This is a genomic window from Aequorivita capsosiphonis DSM 23843 (genome assembly GCF_000429125.1).
Taxonomy (GTDB): Bacteria; Bacteroidota; Bacteroidia; order Flavobacteriales; family Flavobacteriaceae; genus Aequorivita; species Aequorivita capsosiphonis.
Genome location: NZ_KE386850.1, coordinates 228,550 through 247,104 on the forward strand (window position 1 = coordinate 228,550; position 18,555 = coordinate 247,104).

Sequence of the window (18,555 nt, forward strand, 5' to 3'; positions counted from 1 at the left end):
GCTCAAGCTTTATTTTAATCATTAAACCCTCTTTAAATAATGAGAAAACTTATTCTTTCCCTTATTATCGCAGCTTTTGTTTTGCCAGTACAGGCAAACGAAGGGATGTGGTTTTTAATGCATATTGAGCGCTTAAACTACCGCGATATGCAAAAAATGGGGCTTCAACTTACGCCCGAAGAAATTTACAGTGTAAACCATTCCAGCTTAAAAGATGCCATCGTGCAATTTGATCGTGGATGTACTGCCGAAATTATTTCGGATAGTGGTTTGGTCTTGACCAACCATCACTGTGGTTATAGCAAAATTGCGGAGCTTTCTACTGCTGAAAATGATTACCTAACCAACGGATATTGGGCAGCAAATCACGCAGAAGAATTAAAGCCAAAAAGCCTGTCTGTTCGCTTTTTTGTAAGAATGGATGATGTTTCAAAACGTATTTTAGGTCAGGTAAACGATAAAATGTCTGAACTTGATCGCGAAGCTGCTATCAACCGTGAAATAGCAAAGATTCAAGAGGAAAATAGCGAAGATGGAAAATACACTGTTTCCGTAAAATCTTTTTACGAGGGGAACGAATTTTACTATTTCGTATATCAAGATTACAACGATGTACGTTTGGTGGGAACACCTCCTGCAAGCATCGGGAAATTTGGTGGCGACACCGATAACTGGGAATGGCCAAGACATACTGGTGATTTCTCTCTTTTCAGAGTATATGCCGACAAAGATGGAAATCCTGCTGAATATTCAGAAGACAATGTGCCATTGAATCCAAAACACCACTTAACCACAAGTCTTAAAGGTTTTGAGGAAGATGATTTCGCAATGATTTTAGGATATCCTGGAAGAACAAACCGATGGATGCCTGCTGGTGGAATTGAGCAAAACGTTGAATACGCATATCCAGCTTGGGTAGAGGCTTCAAAAACTTCTATGGATGTGATGAAAGGATATATGGATAAAGATCAGAGCGTTAAGCTTGACTACGCTTCAAGCTATGCTGGGATTGCCAATTACTGGAAAAACCGCCAAGGAATGATCGATGCGCTAAAACAGCACGAAACTGCTGATACCAAGCGCAAAGCTGAGAAGAAATTCCAGAAATGGGCCTCCAAAAAAAGCAATAAGAAATATGCCGATGTGATGCCGGTAATCAATGATTATTACAGTAAGACGAATGAAGCAAGTCAGCATGATAATTATTTGGGCTTGTTGTTGAGAACCCGTATGGCTACTATACCTTATCGTTTGGGTAAGTCGATTGGGTATTATTTGGAGCAGAATGACGCAAAAAAGGAGGAACTAAAACCAAAACTTGATGCTGAAATTGAAAACCTATACGAAGGTCTTTATGTTCCTTTAGAAAGAGATGTATTGGCTGCTCAGTTTAAACTCTATTCAACAAAGGCTAAAAACATTGCGCCTATGGTTGCCGAGATTGCCGATGAAGCCAATAAAACAGAAGATGGATGGAAGGAATATTTAAATGATGCTTTACAAAATAGCATTTTTGAATCTAAGGAAAAGTTGCAAGGCTTTATGGCTAATCCAGATGCCGAAGTTTTACAGAAAGATCCGTTACTCCTGCTTTCAAATGACTTGTTAACGCGTTACCGTTATAATTCTGAAGAGCAAAAGCAGTGGGACAATGATTTTGAACGTGCCTACAGATTGATGGTTCAGGGAATGCGCCTTCAAAACCCAGATGAGAAATACTATCCGGATGCAAATAGCACTTTACGACTTACCTATGGAAAAGTAATTTCTTTACCAGAAGATACTCGTAATGACGCCAATAAAAACTACTACACCACACTAAAAGGAACCGTTGCAAAATACCAGCCAGGGGATGCAGAATTTGATATGCCAAAGGAACTTATCGAACTATATGAGAAAAAGGATTTTGGACAATATGCAGATAAAGATGGCTACTTGCCCGTAAACTTTTTGACCGATAATGATATTACTGGTGGAAATTCTGGCTCTCCTGTTTTAAATGGAAAAGGAGAACTTATAGGAATTGCATTTGATGGTAATATTGAGGCTATGGCAGGAGATGTTATTTTTGATGACCAATTGCAACGTACTATCAGTGTTGATATTCGTTATGTTTTATTTTTAATTGACAAACTTGCCGGTGCCAGCCATATTATTGATGAGCTGACTTTGGCGAAGTAAATTATAGCAATTTAAAATTTGTTTTTTTAAATACCCCACAAGTCTTTTTTAATAGGCAGGTGGGGTATTTATTTTTCTGAGGTCGTAAGGTTTATTGTTAATTTTTTAGATTGGAAGAATTGATTTTCCTGCCTGCTATTCTCTCTATTCAAAATGAAATATGTTATTAATGAGGAATTTTAGAACTCTGCTGTTTTTGTTTTCTTTTATTTGTTTTGTTTCGTGCAAAAACGAATATAAGGAGTACACAAAAAAGCCTGATTATATTACCAGTCCCAGTGGGAAGCACAAAGCCTATTTTGATGCATATGACGAAACTTTAGAACAGTGGGGAATCGATTATGACGAGCTTTATATTACCACTTCACACGGAATTGCCCACGTTATAGTGAGCGGTAAAAGAAATGCGCAACCTGTGGTTTTATTTCACGGAATGAATGCCAGTTCCACCATGTGGTATCCAAACGCTAAGACCCTGGCTGAAGATTACCGCATTTTTGCCATTGATCTACTTACCGAACCTGGGAAATCTTATAAAACGGCCGACTTTAAAAACATTGATGAGATTACCGCTTGGAACCAAGAGGTTTTATGGGCTTTAAAACTGGAATCCTTTCACTTAGTTGGAGCTTCGCGTGGTGGCTGGTTGGCAGTGGATCTTGCTTTAAAACATCAAAATGATATAAAAAGTATGGTTTTGTTAAGTCCGGCGCAAACCTTTATTTGGATTCGGCCAACAACTGGATTATTAAAAAATATATTCAGCATTTTCGCTTCCAAAGATGAACAAATAGAAGGTAGTTTAGGAACGTTGTCTAAGAATACGAATAATATTGACGAAAGCTATTTAAAGCAATACAATATCGGGGTGAAAAATGATACGCTTCCAAAATTTATGATGCAGATGACCCCGTTTTCCCAGAATGAATTACAATCATTAAAAATGCCCGTGCTGGTATTGATTGGCGATGAGGATATCATCAACAATGAAAAAACGCTTCGCCTTGTAGCGCGAGATCTATCGCAAGGCCAAGGAGCTATTATCCCAAATGCGGGTCACTTTATATCTGTAGATCAAGCTGAGGTGGTCAATAAAAAGATCATTAGCTTTTTGGAAAACCTTGACGAATCAAAATAGGTGATTATTGCTCATAGCTTTTGTAAGTCTTTAGGGTTTAATAATTCTGAAGTATTCACTCTTTACATAACATATTTCCAAGTGTAATGTTGCTTAATTTTTGTCGTCATTAGCTTTAAAAAAGCTTTTGAATTTTAGAAATAGCTAGTGCTTCTTTTCCCCTTGTTAAAACTTGCTAAAATGAAATCTAGTAAAAATGAATTAAGCAATTTTGCATGTTTTTAAATTAAAATGAATAAATCGCGGAAATGGAAGAATTTCAAATAGTATCTTTTCTACTTCTTTTCCTATTTTCTCCTTCGGGGGATTTGGATAAAATTCAGCACGAAGATGAATATGCTGAATTCAAAATTAAACCTTCGTATATTACCACTCCTACTTCAGAGCGTGAGGATTATTTTGAGGCTTATGATAAGACGCTTCAACTTTGGGGGGTTGAATATGAAGACCTGTACATTAATACTTCAAAGGGAATAGCTCATGTTATCACCTGCGGCCCCAGAGATGGCGTACCTGTGGTATTAATGCACGGAATGAGTGCAAGTTCTACTATGTGGTATCCCAATGCGAAGGCCTTGTCCAGCGAATACAGATTATTTGCCATCGATTTAATTATTGAGCCTGGTAAATCCTATAAAACAGTGGATCTTAAAAATATAGATGAAATTACCGCTTGGTATGAGGAAGTACTCGATAAGTTGAAATTGGAATCGTTTCATTTGATAGGAACTTCTCGTGGTGGCTGGTTGGCTACTGATTTGGCGCTTCATTCTGAAAAAGTTAAAAGTGTAATTCTATTGAGTCCCGTTCAAACTATTTCATGGATGCGGCCAAGCGGGGGACTGTTGAAAAATATGCTCAATATATTCTATCCAAAAGAAAAGCGAGCTCTTCGCACTTTGGAAACCTTGTCCAACGATCCCAGTAAAATTGAAGAAGATTACATAGAGCAGTCTCGTCTCGCCTTAAAAAACGATACTCTGAAAAAGTTTATGCTACAGATGCGGCCTTTTTCCAATAAGGTTCTTGAATCTTTAAAAATGCCGGTTCTGGTTTTGGTTGGGGATCGTGATTTGTTCAACGGTAAGCGAAGCGTTAAACTGACAGAAAAGTATATTCCCGAAGGGGAAGGAGCCATTATTTCAAATTCAGGCCATTTTCTATCAATTGATCAGACGGATGAGGTGAACCAAAAAATGTTGGATTTTCTACACCATGTGGATCAAGAGCCGATTCTTCCGGAAAGGGAAACTGACTTACGAAAAATATCGGTTTTAAGACCTGAATAGATCTGCCAATTCTTAGTTTTTACGAAGCTTTTATTTCATTTCAAAACACCTTAAAGTATTTGAAGGACTATCTTTGTGCAAAAATCTGAAAAAGAAAGCATGCAAGAAAAGCCAGTGAAAGAAATGCGCAGGAATTGGGTTCTGTTTGCGCTGATGATCACTATGATGTTGGCAGCGATGGACAATACCATTGTTGCTACGGCCATCCCCCAAATTGTTGGGGATCTTGGTGGGTTCTCTCTTTTTAGTTGGTTGTTTTCAATTTATTTGCTCATCCAAACTATTACCATTCCCGTTTATGGAAAACTGGCTGATATCTATGGGCGCAAGCCTATTTTGATATTCGGAATAGTTATCTTTTTGTTGGGTTCGGCAGCTTGTGCTGCCGCATGGAATATGCATTCGTTAATTTTATTTAGAGGCTTGCAAGCTGTGGGTGCGGGTGCAATTATGGCTACGGTAAACACTATTGCAGGTGATATTTATACCATTAAGGAACGCGCCAAAATCCAAGGTTGGTTATCTAGTGTTTGGGGTGTATCGGCAATTCTGGGACCTGCAGTAGGAGGCGCTTTAGCCGATTACGCTTCTTGGCGATGGATTTTCTTAATAAACATTCCTATTGGGTTGGGAGCGATAGCATTGATTGTTATTTTCCTTCACGAAAGTAAGGAACATAAAAGCCATAAAGTTGATTGGGCGGGTGCCGCAGCCATGTTGGTTACTGGAACCGTTATCATGTTTGGCTTATTGCAAGGAGGACAATCGTGGCCTTGGTTTTCACTAAATACCCTTGTTATTATAGCGGTTGCTGTAGTATTGATTATTATAACCGTTCGTATTGAACGGAGAACGGCTGAGCCTATTTTGCCCGCTTGGGTTTGGAAGAAACGAGTGATTTTGGGTGCTAATTTAGCAACCATGGGAATGGGAATTGCTACTATGGGGCCAAATATGTATCTGCCGGTTTTTGCACAATCAGTTACCGGAGTGGGCGCAATTGCCGCTGGGTTTATTTTGGCGAGTATGAGCATTACTTGGCCGCTTTCCTCCGGCTTGTCGGGGAATTTATACCTGCGTATTGGCTTTAGGAACACGGCAATTTGCGGGATAACAATTGTTATTATCGGCGCCTCTAGTTTCTTGTTTTTACCGTTCCCTGGACCCGTTTGGACTTTGGTGGCGGTACAAATGACCTTGGGCGCTGGGTTTGGGTTAATAACCACGCCGTTAATGGTTGGTGTGCAGTCTACAGTAGTGTGGGGGCAAAGAGGGGTTGTTACGGGTACTAATATGTTTTCGCGATACTTTGGACAAAGTGTTGGTGCGGCAGTTTTTGCAGCCGTTTTTAATTCTTCTATTTCTGAAAAGTTGGAAAATGCACCGGCTCAATTTGACGGTCAACTTCCCAGTGTCAATAAAATGGTGGAGGTATTACAATCACATAAATCGGTTTCAGATGTTAGCTTATATTTAAGGGAAGCTTTCTTTTACGCGACACATAATGTTTATATAGGGATGGTGGTTGCTGGCTTGGTGACGTTAATTATATTATTGCTAACTCCAGCGAAGTTCCCAACGGTAGAGGATCCGCGATAATACTTTTGAACTGCGACTTCTCTGTGTAACAATCCATTCTGCCAAAACCTCAAACCTTAGCTTTTTTTGTTGTTGGAGTTCTGATCCTTCTTGAAAACAAGCAACTCGATTTTTCCTTCCTCATAATTATATTCCGATTTCTTCGCAACTGTTTTAGTCTAAAACCTATAGTGATTTATATCATAGTTTTTGAGTGATTTATGGCATAATTTGGTCATCTAGATTTTAGGGTCAAATTATTTAAAATCAATGAATTAATTAATGAAAATCGTGGGGGTTTAACCCTGTGCCAGATATAGTATATTAACGAAAAACCACAAGAAAATGAACATCACATTAAAAGAACTTAAAGACATCCGTTCGGAAAATTGTATCACTATTATTGCAACTACACATAGAACAAAGCCTGATTATCTCAATGACGGTTTACGTGTCAAAAACTTGATTAAGGAAGCTGAGGACAGATTGCTAGCTGATACGACCAAGCGAGATGCAAAAGGTTTAGTTGAAAAGCTAAATAAGCTTGCTTCCGAAATTGACCATAGCCAAAACCTGGAAAGTTTGATGCTTTTTGTGAACGATAAGGTTGCTGAATATACGCGCTTACCTATAAAAGTTGAAGATCGCGTGGTTATTGACGAAACCTTTGCCACTCGTGATTTGGTACGCGCCATGCACTTGGAGACTCATTATTATATTTTGGTGTTGAGTCAAGAGAAAATCAGATTAATTGAAGCGATGAACGATAAGATTGTTCAGGAATTTGGTAAACCATTTCCGTTTGAGAACACCCAATTCTTTTCTAAAAATCGCGCTGCTAATGCCATTGCTTCCAAACAGACCAGTTTGATAGCGGAATATTTTAATCAAGCAGATAAAAAGCTAAATGAACTAAGAAAAGGGAATCCGTTGCCAGTGCTGATTTGTGGTCTTGAGGAGAATCACAATGAATATATGAAAGTTGCAGATAAAAAACCTAGTATTTTCAATGTGTTTTTAGATAAAAACAAAATCAATGAACCATCACATGCTATTGTGGAAGAAGCTTGGGCGGTAGTGAAGGATTATGTGTTGAAAATGAATAATGAACGGAAAGAGGAGTTGCGAAAAGCCGTTGGTGAAAATAAATTCCTAAGCGACACCAATGAAATTTGGAATGCTATTTCTGAAGGGAAAATACAAACGCTTTTTATTGAGCAAGGCCTGTTTCAACCCGCCGTGCTGAAAGAGAATGAAATTGTTTATGTTGCTGATAAAGAACGAAATGACACGGGAGTGATTGATGATATTTATGACGAAATGATTGAAGCCAATATGGACTTTGGTGGAGATGTGGTGTTTCTTCCAGAAGGGGAGTTGTCCAAGTTTAATGGTTTTGGAGCGGTAACAAGATATTAGCTTTTCAAATAACTCAAACTCGTTGTGCATATTGATGAATATCATTCAATTTTGGTGAGATTTCATTTTTTTTACCTCTTATCCGCCTACGGCGGAAGAACTTGAAATTTCATCGGTATTCCCTTTAGGGTAAAAATCGATGAAATGTTCAAAATGCACAACGGGTAACTCGAATATAATTTTAAAAATGGTCTTGCTTCCTATTAGTTTTTCTCTTGGTAATAAGTTAAATAGGTAGAAACAAGGCTGAATTTTTATTGAAGGTTGTGTTCACTCGGAAAAATGAAATACTCCTAAATCCCCAAAAAGGTTCTCTGAATAGTTCCCTTCGGAATAAGCACTTTTATTGTCCATAGCGACTTCTGATTTTTCAAATTTGTCGTAATTGTTTGCTTTTCCTTGTTTGCTTTATGGAGATTCTTAGGAGGTCACCAATCAAATACTGGTTGGAACAGAGAGGGCAATGCTTATGTTTAGGTCCTGAAGCAAGGCTTCAGCAGTTTCCAAGGTTAGACCGCCTGCCAATACCACTTCACGGCTGCTTTGACGGGTTCTCATAGAGATCAAATAGGAACGTTGAGCCATTTTTCCACCAAGGTATTTTCCCATTAACGCAGAAGTTGATTTGCCACCAGATACTATACCGGTCAATGGCTCTGTTGAAATACTAGACCCAACCTTTTCTTCGCCTCTTGTACTAGCTTTGTTAATATAAAGGCGCGCAATTTCCGGAAATGCCCAGGAATTTTTCCCATTGGCAAGCTCCTTGTCGGAGATTATTAGTTTCGCTGGTTTGCGATGGCGTGCGCCAATCAATAGAAAGTATAGGAACACGGGGATGAAAATCCATATAAAAAATGGCACTGGACCGGAATGTCCCGAAGCTTTATCGGTTTGGTATAACCAATTGCCAATGAGGTACAATAGAAAACAAATTAAGATAATGGTCCAAGATGGTCTTGCGGGGCTTATATCAAATACAGTTGATTTACTTGAAGTAATATGGCGTTCATACTTGGCTTTACTGCTGTTGATGAGTGTCGTAAACCATACAGTTAAACCAAGCCGCTTGGCAAAATAGATCCCAATTATCAAAAGGCTAAGTAAGATTATAGTGCCGAATGTCATAATCTATTTTTTAAGTAATCAATGGACTATCCGAAATAATGGATGAGAATCCAGACATTTAAAGAAAAATCCATTAAAGGTAAATTAAAAATTTGAAATAACAATGTGATATTTAATTAGTTGTGCTCAATTCCATTTGTGTCCAATTTAAATATTACAAAATTCTGTTGAGTCAAAAATAACAGGTATTTAAAATATTTTTATTAAGTGACTGGCTATTGAGTTTACCCTTGAAATTTAACGTTTAAAAAGTATGCTTAATTGATTTAGACTAATTATCAGGCTATTAGGGAGCTAATCTTTTGTCTTACGTCCCTGCCTGCCGGCAGACTGGTTTCAGTCTCGATAGCTAACGGGACGGTCTTAAATCTTAGTCGGGCACAACTAGTTCAATTCATAAATGCAAAACTTTTGTTGTTTGGGACTATCGTAAGGTTGTTCGCGAAATACCTCAATACCTCATTAACCTAATAACTTATTCATCCAATAATCCTTTCATAATTAATACAAAGACAAGCCTACACCAAAAGTGGTTTGGTTGTGATTGTAGTCTATCAAACTTTCGCCATAACCCGTAAAAACCTGGGCGTGGAATTTTAGGTTTTTAAAGAAACGATACGAATAATCCAGTCTTGCACTGCCACGATTTTTTGAGCCGTCGCGCAAGGAATGGCGCGTGGCCAATTCAAAGTTGTGGTTTCCTAAATCATAACTAAAGGTCAGTTCCGCCCGGCCTATATAATCTTGAATATCCGGGTTGTCATCTTTATTATCGTCTTCGGGCAGTCGGATCCAGGGTTTTAAAACGATTTGTAACTTATTTACTTCCCAGCCAAACCGGAACATTACCCGATTCCAACTTCTACTCAGCGGGTTTGATCGGCCATTGCTTTGATGGTCCACTCCAACCCCTGCGAAAACACCCTTAAAATTTCCGATGCGATAAGGCGTGCCAAAAATTATAAAGGCTTCGGGTTGATAATTTGTTTCTCGAAACGGCCGGGAAAGTGTGTTGTTATAAAGTTGCCAACGCGAGCTTTGACTATAGGCACCCCAAACATCACCTCCTAGTTTATCTCCTAAAACATTGTGTAATATTTTTGTTTTAAAACTTAGCTGAAAAACCAGTTCAACCGGGTTATAAGGAATGGATACTGGAACTACGTTTTTTGGATTTCCGCTAACGGGCTGTTTATTTACGTTGGTTGAATAGTTTGCGAATAAAATATATACAGGCTTATAAGGTAGTATTTTAAATTCAACTTCTTTTGAGAGGGAGGTTGAGTCTAGTTGCCACTTTTCTGGTAGCGTTTGATAGCTATTAACATCTTGAGCCACAGCAATAGAAGGAAGAACAGTAAAGAGTATCGAAAAAAATAAAATGTAATATTTCATGAGGAATAATTGGAGAGCAAAGATAGATTTTGAATAATAAAGCTGATGTTAAGATTTCTTTATAATTTTCTGTAATAAATTAGTTTTTTAATTCATTCACTTTTAAGCCAACTTACCTATTTTTGTTCAATTCTAAAAAAAACCTATGGCTTCAGGAATCTTTGCAATACTCGATGATATAGCAGCATTATTGGATGATGTGGCCATGATGAGCAAGGTGGCGGCCAAAAAAACGGCCGGGATTTTGGGTGATGATTTGGCTGTAAATGCAGAGAAAGCATCTGGATTTGCTTCTTCACGTGAGATTCCAGTGTTGTGGGCTATTACAAAAGGTTCCTTTTTAAATAAACTCATTATTTTGCCAATTGCCTTTTTGCTAAGTGCTTTTTGGCCAACAGGTGTAACGATTATCTTAGTGTTGGGAGGCCTTTATTTGGCTTATGAAGGCGCCGAAAAAATATACGAATTAATTTTTCCACATGCTCATGCCCAAGAGAAATTTACCGACGAAGGATTGACAGAAAGTGAAATATTGGCAATTGAAAAATCAAGGGTCAAAGATGCTATTCTAACAGATTTTATTCTTTCCGTAGAAATCGTAATCATTGCTTTGGGATCTGTTGTTGGTCAGCCGCTTGTTTCACAAATTATTGTGGTCAGCTTAATTGCAATTGTGGCTACCGTTGGTGTTTATGGCATTGTAGCTCTTATTGTTCGTATGGATGAGGTGGGCTATAAACTGATAAAAAGCAGTAAAAAAGAAAAGAGCTTTAAAAAATCCTTTGGACTTCTGATGGTTCAAGCGTTGCCCAAGATTATTAAGAGTTTAAGCGTAATCGGGACTATTGCCTTAATCTTGGTTGCGGGTGGAATATTTGTTCATAATCTGGATTTCTTCCATCATTTGCTACCAAAACTTCCCTCCTTTATTCCTGAGTTTATTGTTGGATTGGCGGTTGGTTTTATTTGTTTATTGGTGGTTTTGGGTTTTAAAAAGGTTTGGACGCTTTTTAAGAAAGATTAAGAAGATCTAAATTCAAAAACTTCCTTTTAACAAAAGTTGATTATTTCCTTCCATCGAACCGTTTCAAAAGCTATTCTGCTGTGGTGGACTGCATATACTATCCGGTTTCCTAAGCGGAAACATTACTTCTACGGGACAACAACCAAAAACTTCAATTAATTTTTTCATATAAGTTATTGATAATTAGTTTTATAAAAAATACATTATGATTGTTTTATCTTCTTTACGGTATTCCGTAAAATTAAAATCGGGAAGCTTCGTATCGTTGAAAATCTATTAATTAACACTAACTAATTTTATTTATTATGAAGAAATTACTTTTTCTTAGCTTGTTTTTATGTTTTAATTTCAGTGTTTTCAGTCAAGAGGAAAGCAGTTTGGACGACTACAAACGTAGTTCCCTTTACACTTTTATGATTTCAGATTTACAACAAGAGCATAGCCAAACAATTCAGGATGCTTTTGCTGCGTACCCAATCCCTGACAAATTTAATGACCATAATAGCCAATTGAGAATGTTACCAAAATTGGTTGATGAAAACCTGTCAAAAAAGGAGTTAAAGGAACTTCAAAAAGATTCAATTACTCAGTTTCTTTCCAATAAAGCCATAGCAAAAGCAATGGTGGCCAAATGGTTTAACAGAAGTGAGAATGGCGGCTTTAATATGGAGTTGATCGCTTCAAGAGGTTCTTATAATGCATCAGATATAGATATAAAAGTTGCTAAGCAGAGTGAACGTGGATTAGCTATGATTGCTGATGCAGGCGAAGAACTGCTAAAAAACACTTTTGTAGTGGTTAATAACTTTAAGTATACCAATAAAGAAGAAGTTGCCAAAAAAGCAACTGGTCTTTTATCCGCGGTTTCTTCAACAGCTTCGGCTGCAGGAGTTGGAGGCGTGAGTATAGCTGCCGATGCCGCTAGTTTAGGAGTTGGAGTAATGGGTAAGGGTTATGTGATCAAGACGGATGCCCATTTATACAAACTTGTCTGGAATGAAGAGGTTGCAGCTATTTTCTACAACGACTATTGGACGGAGGACGAAAATATAGATGCCGAAAGAGTTGCTGCATTTGAGAATTCAGATATTTTTCAACTGGAGTATGTGGGTACTGAGACGGCTTGGGCTGATTTGCAGAGTACAGCATTTACTAAGAAATCAGATACTGAGTTGATTACAATTGCAACTAGAAAAGCTACAGACGCCGTTATTGCCAAATTGCAAAGAGCTTATGAGGTTTTCCGTACAAAGACTCCATTGTTGAGTGGTGATCCGCTATCTGCCAAAATAGGATTGAAGGAAGGTTTGGAAAAGGGTGATAAATATGAAGTCCTAGAACAGATAATTAACAAGGAAGGAAAAACTGAATATAAAAAGGTAGGGGTTATAAAAGTTGAGAAAAAAATGATTTGGGACAACCGCTATTTGGCTGATGAAGAAAACCCTTCGGAACTGGAGTATACAACTTTTAGCGGCTCGAAAAATAAATATTATTCGGGAATGCTTATTAGACAAATTAACTAAATACAACCAAAATTTATGAAACGTTCTTATCTATTATTTACGATTGTATTCATGCTTTTCGCAAATTTCGGCGCTCAGGCTCAATGGAAAAAAGGAAAAGCTCACAAAGACACCACGATTTGGCGTTACGACATTGAATGTGAGGGTGTAGCGAAACAAGGAGCCAAACTAGTTAAAGTTTGGTCTTACTCAAAAAATCCAAAACATGCCATTGCAAGCGCCATGCGGAATGCGGTCCATGGAATCATTTTTAATGGCTATGCAGGTGGTGGCCAAGGATGTACTTCGCTTCAACCATTGCTTAAGGATCCATCTATTGCAGAGGAACATGAGGCGTTTTTTGATGCCTTTTTCGAAGAGGGAGGTGAGTATTTAAAATACGTGTCCGCCGCAACCGATGGTAGTATTGCTCCGGGGGACCGATTGAAGGTTAGCAGGCGCGAATATAAAATCGGGGTTATGGTGAATGTGATGTACGATCAATTGCGCAAAAGACTCGAAAAAGAAAATATTGTCAAATCACTCACCAGTGGGTTTTAAAAATTTTATAGAAATGAAAGAATCAAAATTAATATTTTGTTTAGTTGCGCTTTTCAGCTTTACTATTGTCTTCGGACAGGCCAAGAAACCTACTTTAATGATAGTTCCAAGTGATGCTTGGTGTATCCAAAATGGATATTCAATGACTTTTGAGAATCAAGGTTCAACTGAAAAGATTGCTGATTATAAAAGGGCTTTTCAGGAAAACCCAGAAGTTTTGCAGGTAATAAGCCAAATAAATGGGATGATGGCAGATCGCGGTTTTCCTCTTAAAAATATGGAATCGGTTATAAAAACTATATCATCAAACAGTGCGGAGGATAATTTGAGACAATCTAAAACGTCTGGATCTGAAATAGCCGAAAACCCAATTGATGAATTCAAAAAGGCCGCGAAGGCAGATATAATCATTCAACTTACTTGGACGGTTAACAAAACGGGACCTAAAAAATCCATCAATTTCAACCTTCAGGGATTGGATTCCTATACGGACAAACAGATAGCTACAGCAACAGGAACCGGAGCTCCTTCTTTTTCTGCAGAAACACCTGTCCTCCTTTCTGAGGCGGTGCTTTCGCATATGGATAACTTTACGAACTCATTGCAATCGCATTTTGACGATATGTTTGAAAACGGACGTGAAATAATAGTTCGCATTCAAAAATGGGATGATTGGGACGGTGATCTAGAGACAGAATACGGTGGCGGCGATGAGCTTGGATTCGTTATTGAGGACTGGCTTCAGGAAAACACGGTAAAGGGCCGCTTTAACACAACTGATATGACTGAGAACATGGCTCTTTTTGAGCAGGTTCGAATTCCATTGTTCAATGACAGAGGAAATGCCATTGATGCGAGACGATATGTAAGGGATCTTAGTAAATTCTTGAGCAGTGCCCCATATAATATTTCAAACAAGCTTGTTATGAAAGGACTAGGACGTGCTACAATTATTTTAGGAAGTAAATAAAAGACCAAATTATGAAAAAATTATTTTTTACAATATGTTCACTTTTTGCAATAGCGATAGGTACAACACAAAACAGCGATTCCAATATTGCATTGGGTACTTATATACCCTATGAAATGGAACAGGTGCCCGCCGCTGCCAGACAAATTCTGGAGACTAAATTGGGACAAATGGTTACCAAAAACGGTATCAGTGATGTTTCCTATAATTCACGATTCATCATCACTCCCAACGTGTCTGTAATGAGCAAAGATGTAATAGGGTCTGCACCCCCAAAAATAGCGCTTAACCTGGACGTTACGCTTTATATAGGCGATGGCCTAAATGGCACGCTGTACACGAGCAAAAGCTTTAATGTAAAAGGAGTGGGCTCCAATGAGACCAAGGCCTATATTGCGGCCATAAAAAACATGAAAACCAATAGTGAGAACGTTCAAGTATTTGTGACGGAAGGAAAGCAAAAGATAATTGATTTCTTTAACAACAACTGCGAACTGATCCAAAAGGAAGCAAATACCTTGGCCAATCAAAATCGATATGAAGAAGCGCTGGGACTATTAGTGAACGTTCCCGTGAACAGTACGTGTTATGATAAAGTGGGAAAGAGTTTAAAAACGATGTATCAAAAAACCATAGATCGTGATTGTCAATTAATATTGGCAGACGCTACGGCTATTTGGACCGCAAATCAAGACTTGGCTGCCGCAAATGAAGCCGGTGCTCTCTTGGCGCGCATTGAACCGACTTCATCTTGTTACCCCAAAGTTAAATCGCTTTATACCAAAATTGAAGGAAGGGTAAAACAACTTAGTGATCGTCCTTGGGAGTATAAACTGAAAGTTCTGGACGCCAATATTGCCGCTGCTAAAGGGGCACGCGATGTGCTGATGGCCTATGCCAAAAACCAACCTAATACAGTAATGTACAATATTAGAGGTTGGTATTAATGTTGAAGTTTGATATATGAAAATTATAAGACCACGCAGAAAACAGCGTGGTCTTTTTTTATCATATTTATATAGAATGACCGTTGTAGCTATTTTTCAAGTCTATTTCAATAAAAAGATAGAAATGAACTTGCAGATACTTTCAATTTCACGAAATTTGAGTCGATATTAATCTTTTCCTTGAAACAAAGAATCATCGCCATATCGCTATTGTTTATTTTGATCGCGCCCGTGATTACCATATCGCTATATCTGCAATATGAAAAATCTGTTGTTCGCCGAGATGTAAAATGGAAGATGATTGCGGGACTGGACCAAGAGGAATTGGTGCTTCTGAAGTTTTCAAAGGAGGAAACCCAAAGCGAACTGCGGTGGGAACATTCCAAAGAGTTTGAGTATAAGGGACAGATGTATGATATTGTTTCCAAAGAAATAAAAGAGGATTCCATTTTCTATAGATGTTGGTGGGATCACGAAGAAACCCTCCTCAACAAAAAACTGACAAAACTAGTGGCAAAGGCGCTGGATCTAGACGAAAACAAACGCGACGCCCATTTAAACCTGCATATTTATCTGAGGTTGTTTTTTTGCACGGAATTGTTTATGTGGCAAATTACTCCTTCTCAGAAAACACCAATTGTTTATCAAGATTTTATACACGATACACATTTTACTTCATGGTGTTTTCCTCCACCTACACCGCCTCCAAAGTTAAGTTGATGTTTGTTTCGAATACATTTATCACTTCCATTTTGTAAAAATGGAACAATCACTTTTGAGGGTGCTGAAAAGTACAATCCGTATTTTTAATTACATAATTACTTCGTTTTGCTCAGAATTAGTATGTCGCCGCTTTGTTAATATACAGAGCCCTACGATCTAATTAGGTGTTTAAAACGAAAGCGGTAACTCTTTTTACAAGCCTCATGTTAATCAATAAATCAACTCATTAAATGAAAAAAATATTCATGTTATTGGTGATGTTCGGGTTTATAGGCGGTGCTTATTCCCAAACAATTACCATTAAAGATCAAGAAACCAATGAACCTATTGAATTGGTGACCTTAGCTGTTGGTTCAAAATTATTTACTACAACGAATTCGAATGGACAGGCAGATATTAGCAAGTTTAAGGATGCAACTGCCATTGAAATCAGGAGTTTTGGGTATAAAACAGTAATAACTAGTTATAGCGATCTGGGAGCAAAATCCTTTAATCTTTCGCTTCAGGAATCAAATTTAAACTTAGACGAAGTTGTGATATCGGCTACAAAATGGAGGCAGAGCAGTGACGATGTGCCTGCTAAAGTAATTTCTATAACGCCCCAGGAAGTGGCTTTACAAAACCCGCAAACGGCTGCGGATCTTTTAGGGATTTCAGGGAAAGTGTTTATTCAGAAAAGTCAACAAGGAGGTGGGAGTCCGATGATTCGCGGTTTTTCAACGAGTCGTTTGCTGTATTCGATTGATGGCGTGCGAATGAATACGGCTATTTTTCGTTCCGGAAACCTTCAAAATGTGATTAGTTTGGATCCCTTCGCCATAGAAAATACCGAAGTGGTTTTTGGCCCTGGCTCGGTTATTTATGGAAGTGATGCGATTGGTGGGGTGATGAGTTTCCACACCTTAACCCCACAATTTTCTTTGAATGATGAACCCTTGATCTCAGGAAAAGCAGAAGCGCGTTATTCTTCAGCAAACAACGAAAAAACCGGTCACTTTGATGTAAACGTAGGCTTTAAGAAATGGAGTTTTCTAACCAGTATAAGTTCGTTTGATTATGACAACCTGCGTCAAGGAAGTCACGGTCCTAGAGATTATATTAAGGATTATTACGTGCGGCATCAGGATAGTACAGATGTTGTGATTAAGCAGGAAGATGAATTATTGCAGATTCCAACGTCCTATTCGCAAATAAATATGATGCAGAAAATTCGATTTCAACCTAATGAAAACTGGGATTTCCAATATGGGTTTCACTATTCTGAAACATCTCCTTATGGAAGATATGACAGACACCAAAGGCAAAAAAATGGTACAGCGCGTTATGCCGAATGGGATTATGGGTCGCAAATTTGGATGATGAATAATTTGAGTATCGGTTATAATGAAGCCAATTCGATTTTTGATCAGATGAATCTTCGCCTTGCCCATCAATGGTTTGAGGAGAGCCGAATGGATCGAGCTTTAAACAAACCAGACCGAAGCATTAATGATGAAAATGTAAGCGCATATTCAATCAACGCCGATTTTATTAAAGCTACTGGCGACCGGAATACGCTTTTCTACGGACTTGAATATGTTTTGAACGACGTTAAGTCAACAGGTGAAATAACCGATATTACTACTGGAATAACCGAAGCCGGACCTACGCGATATCCAAAAAGCACTTGGCAATCTTTGGCTGCTTATGTAACGGATGAATACAAAGTAACAGATCGTTTCACTTTGAGTGCAGGTGCTCGCTATAACCAAATTATGTTGGATTCTGAATTTGACACTACATTTTATCCTTTTCCTTTTACCGAAGCTAGTTCCAGTAATGGCGCCTTAACAGGAAGTTTGGGAGGTGTTTATCGCCCAACAGATTCTTGGGTTTTAAGCGCTAATTTGGGTACTGCTTTTCGTGCGCCTAATGTTGATGATGTAGGGAAGGTATTTGATTCTGCTCCGGGACAGGTTGTGGTGCCAAACCCAGATCTCAAACCAGAATACGCTTATAATGCGGATTTAGGGGTTGCAAAGGTTTTTGACGATGTGGTAAAAATAGATGTGACTGGCTATTACACCCATTTAAAGAATTCGCTTTTACGCCGCGACTACAAACTCAATGGGCAAGATAGTATACTCTATCAAGGCGAGATTAGCAAGGTACAGGCAATACAGAATTCTGCTGTAGCGAATGTGTATGGCGTGCAGTTCGGCCTTGAAGTAAAGTTGCCAAAAGGTTTTGGGTTTAGTACCGATTTCAACTTTCAAAAAGGAAAAGAGGAACTTGAAAATGGAGAAGAAAGCCCAGTTAGACATGCAGCGCCGTTTTTCGGAATTTCTCGTTTGAATTACAAGGCTAAAAAACTTAGCATGGAAGTCAACTTTGCGTTTCAGGGGGAAAGAGAGAATGATGATATGCCAGAAGGCGAAAAGAAGAAAGTAGAACTTTATGCCTTGGATGAAAATGGAGGAATATATTCTCCAGCTTGGTACACCCTAAACTTTAAGGCGCTTTATAGAGCGAGCGATACTTTTGATGTTAGTGGAGGTATTGAGAACTTAACAGACCAAAGATACAGGCCCTACGCCTCGGGTGTTTCGGGAGCTGGACGGAATTTTATCCTTGCCTTGACCGCACATTTCTGATAGTAGTAAAATTTAGAGTTCACTATCACCAGACTGTTTAATACTGATGTTTTTATAGGTGAAG

Annotated in this window: 14 protein-coding genes; 12 read left to right on the plus strand and 2 right to left on the minus strand. The window is 38.4% G+C overall.

Going from position 1 to position 18,555, the window contains the following annotated elements:
* Positions 1-39 precede the first annotated feature (39 nt).
* From G440_RS0118415 to G440_RS0118435, 5 genes are all read left to right on the plus strand, one after another.
* Positions 40-2,181 carry a S46 family peptidase gene (locus G440_RS0118415; RefSeq protein WP_026452644.1) on the plus strand — a complete coding sequence of 714 codons (2,142 nt, stop codon included), beginning with the start codon at positions 40-42 and terminating at the stop codon, positions 2,179-2,181.
* A gap of 169 nt (positions 2,182-2,350) precedes the next feature.
* A complete protein-coding gene (locus tag G440_RS0118420) occupies positions 2,351-3,319 on the plus strand; it encodes an alpha/beta fold hydrolase (protein ID WP_034259991.1) in 969 nt (322 codons plus the stop codon).
* Positions 3,320-3,567: 248 nt separating this feature from the next.
* Positions 3,568-4,608, plus strand: a complete 1,041-nt coding sequence (locus G440_RS20390; protein WP_051285462.1) for an alpha/beta fold hydrolase — start codon at positions 3,568-3,570, stop codon at positions 4,606-4,608.
* A gap of 99 nt (positions 4,609-4,707) precedes the next feature.
* Positions 4,708-6,207, plus strand: coding sequence for an MDR family MFS transporter (locus tag G440_RS20395; protein ID WP_034259995.1), 1,500 nt, complete (start codon positions 4,708-4,710; stop codon positions 6,205-6,207).
* 324 nt (positions 6,208-6,531) lie between these two features.
* On the plus strand, positions 6,532-7,605 hold the full coding sequence (locus G440_RS0118435; RefSeq protein ID WP_169718976.1) for an AOC03_06830 family ribosome hibernation factor: 1,074 nt from the start codon (positions 6,532-6,534) through the stop codon (positions 7,603-7,605).
* A gap of 435 nt (positions 7,606-8,040) precedes the next feature.
* Here the strand turns inward: G440_RS0118435 and G440_RS0118445 are convergent, their stop codons facing one another.
* Both G440_RS0118445 and G440_RS20400 read right to left on the minus strand, forming a co-directional pair.
* Positions 8,041-8,733, minus strand: coding sequence for a hypothetical protein (locus G440_RS0118445; protein WP_026452647.1), 693 nt, complete (start codon positions 8,731-8,733; stop codon positions 8,041-8,043).
* A 501-nt stretch (positions 8,734-9,234) separates the two neighbouring features.
* Complete coding sequence (locus G440_RS20400; RefSeq protein ID WP_051285463.1) at positions 9,235-10,128, minus strand: phospholipase A; 894 nt, start codon at positions 10,126-10,128, stop codon at positions 9,235-9,237.
* Between the two features lie 145 nt (positions 10,129-10,273).
* Between G440_RS20400 and G440_RS0118455 the strand changes: the two genes are divergently transcribed.
* From G440_RS0118455 to G440_RS0118485, 7 genes are all read left to right on the plus strand, one after another.
* Positions 10,274-11,152, plus strand: coding sequence for a DUF808 domain-containing protein (locus G440_RS0118455; RefSeq protein ID WP_026452648.1), 879 nt, complete (start codon positions 10,274-10,276; stop codon positions 11,150-11,152).
* A 305-nt stretch (positions 11,153-11,457) separates the two neighbouring features.
* Positions 11,458-12,678, plus strand: a complete 1,221-nt coding sequence (locus tag G440_RS0118460; protein ID WP_026452649.1) for a hypothetical protein — start codon at positions 11,458-11,460, stop codon at positions 12,676-12,678.
* Between the two features lie 15 nt (positions 12,679-12,693).
* Positions 12,694-13,218: a hypothetical protein gene (locus G440_RS0118465; RefSeq protein WP_026452650.1), complete on the plus strand. Its 525-nt coding sequence runs from the start codon at positions 12,694-12,696 to the stop codon at positions 13,216-13,218.
* 13 nt (positions 13,219-13,231) lie between these two features.
* Positions 13,232-14,188: a DUF6175 family protein gene (locus tag G440_RS0118470; RefSeq protein WP_026452651.1), complete on the plus strand. Its 957-nt coding sequence runs from the start codon at positions 13,232-13,234 to the stop codon at positions 14,186-14,188.
* An 11-nt stretch (positions 14,189-14,199) separates the two neighbouring features.
* Entirely contained in the window at positions 14,200-15,135 is a 936-nt protein-coding gene (locus G440_RS20405; RefSeq protein WP_051285465.1) for a hypothetical protein, read from the plus strand.
* Between the two features lie 180 nt (positions 15,136-15,315).
* Positions 15,316-15,855, plus strand: coding sequence for a hypothetical protein (locus G440_RS0118480; protein WP_034259961.1), 540 nt, complete (start codon positions 15,316-15,318; stop codon positions 15,853-15,855).
* A 233-nt stretch (positions 15,856-16,088) separates the two neighbouring features.
* The gene (locus tag G440_RS0118485) at positions 16,089-18,491 is read left to right on the plus strand and encodes a TonB-dependent receptor (RefSeq protein ID WP_026452653.1); all 2,403 of its coding nucleotides are present in this window, start codon (positions 16,089-16,091) and stop codon (positions 18,489-18,491) included.
* The last annotated feature ends 64 nt before the right edge of the window (positions 18,492-18,555 follow it).